The sequence below is a fragment of the Peptostreptococcus sp. genome (genome assembly GCF_977045075.1).
Window position 1 is genome coordinate 3,614 of record NZ_CDRRTB010000096.1, and the last position, 2,131, is coordinate 5,744.

Here is a 2,131-nt window from a genome sequence, read left to right on the forward strand (position 1 = left end):
ATGTTGCTCCTGAAATAGAGTCTACATTTGGTGTTTGTTTTGAAATTATTGTTCCTACTAGGGACTTGGCCTTGTCAAAATATGGGGCATCGTCTACATTATCAACTATATTAATATTTGAGATTTTGCCTCCACTTACATCAACCTGGACCTTTACATCCCCTCTGAAGCCTATTCCTCTTCCTTCATAACTTCCATCCTTTAGCTTTTTGTTAGCTAGGTCCTTCTGTGATTCACTTTCTAGACTCTCAATCCTTTCTCTAAGCTCCTTAGTCAACTTCTTTAGTTGCTTATTCTTTTCTTCTAGTTTTGTTAGCTTAGCAAGCTGTTGCTTTACTTCCTCGCTATTGTCACCCTCGCTACTTACTCCTGCCTTCTTTAGGGCATCTCTCACAGCTGACTTTATTCCATTTGATGAGTATGTTGCTCCTGAAATAGAGTCTACATTTGGTGTTTGTTTTGAAATTATTGTTCCTACTAGGGACTTGGCCTTGTCAAAATATGGGGCATCGTCTACATTATCAACTATATTAATATTTGAGATTTTACCTCCGCTTACATCAACCTGGACCTTTACATCTCCCTTGAAACCAGCCCCACTACCAGAATATCTACCATCCTTCAGCTTCTTGTTAATATTAGTATCCTTTTGAGCTTCATTTTCTAAACTTTCTATCTTATTTTTCAACCCACTGTTTTGGTCTTTTAGCTTCTTATTTTCCTCCTGTACTTTAGAAAGTAAGCGGTTTGTTTCTTCATTTGAATCACTATCCTGGCTTGATCCGGCCTTTTTAAGTGCGTCTCTTACTGCTGACTTTATTCCATTTGATGAATATGTTGCTCCTGAAATAGAATCAACCTTTAGTGACTGCTTAGATATTATAGATGGTATTAGGGCCTTGGCCTTGTCGAAGTATGGGGCGTCATCAACATTTTCCAGTATATTTATACTAGAAATTTTACCTCCTCTTACCACAACTTCTGCCTTAACATTACCCTTAAATCCGGTTCCGTTACCCTGATATTTTCCATCCTTAAGCTTGTCCTTAACATCAGCTGCATCTTGAAGCTCCTTTATCTGCTTCTTTAATTTTTTAATTTCTTCCTTGTCGGCTGACTGGTTATTTTTGCTTTCTGTCGGCTTTACCTTACTTGTATTTGAGTTAGAACTATTACTAGCACTGCTAGCTCCCGCACTTTTTAGGGCATCTGCCACAGCAGCCTTTATTCCATTACTAGTATATGTTGCTCCACTTACTCCATCAACATTAGTAGACTGTGATGAAATAATATTAGGTATTATTCCAGAACACCTATCATAATATTCAGGTGTTTCAGAATGACTTTCCACCTTTATATCTGAAATTTTACTATTTGAAACTGTAACTTTTACCCTTATTTCTCCACCATAGCCACTAGCTGAACCATTGTATACGCCGTCCTTTAGCTGACTTGGTATACTCGTATTTACAGAGCTAGCCCTACGACTAGGTCCACTAGAATATCCAGTATTATTTGACCCACTAGATGTCTTTCTATTTCCTATGCCTCCAGTATCGCTACTTGAAGACTTCTTGTTATCTGCTTTTGCTTTATTATTACTTGCTGTATCTGGGCTTTGACTAACAGCATTATTTTCACTTGCTTTTTCATCGTCATTAGCCTGGTAATCATCTGCCCTATTATCATTTATTACAGGGACATCCTTTGCTATGGAGTTTTTACCTAGACTCATTCCTATACTATAGCCAGTGACACCTATAAATACAGACACTATTATGCTTATAAGTATAAACTTGTTTATATTCCTATTCATTAATTTCCTCCACTAGCCAAGGCACTATTTACCGCCCCTATAATTCCATTTGAACTGTACGTTGCCCCACTAACAACAGATACATCTGTACTTTGCTTATTCAATATATCATTTATTAAGGACTTAGCCCTATCAAAGTATTCTGCATCGTCAGTATTTTCCAAAATACTAATATCCCTTATCTTTCCGCCTTCTATCTTGACACTCACCTTTACAGGCCCATGATAGCCAGGACCACTACCAGTGTATTCTCCATCCTTGTACTTTGACTCGGCTTGACCTGAATTTGAACCAGTGGTTGATCCAGTATTTGAG

At 37.8% G+C, this 2,131-nt stretch carries 2 protein-coding genes; both read right to left on the reverse strand.

The genetic code is table 11. From position 1 onward, the window contains the following. Positions 1-1,816 (reverse strand): FMN-binding protein (locus ACW6OJ_RS07225; RefSeq protein WP_456096161.1); only part of this gene is annotated, 1,816 nt, incomplete at its 3' end. After that, positions 1,816-2,131, reverse strand: a 316-nt coding sequence (locus tag ACW6OJ_RS07230) for an FMN-binding protein (RefSeq protein ID WP_456096162.1), incomplete at its 5' end; no start/stop codon positions are given. The genes ACW6OJ_RS07225 and ACW6OJ_RS07230, both read right to left, overlap by 1 nt.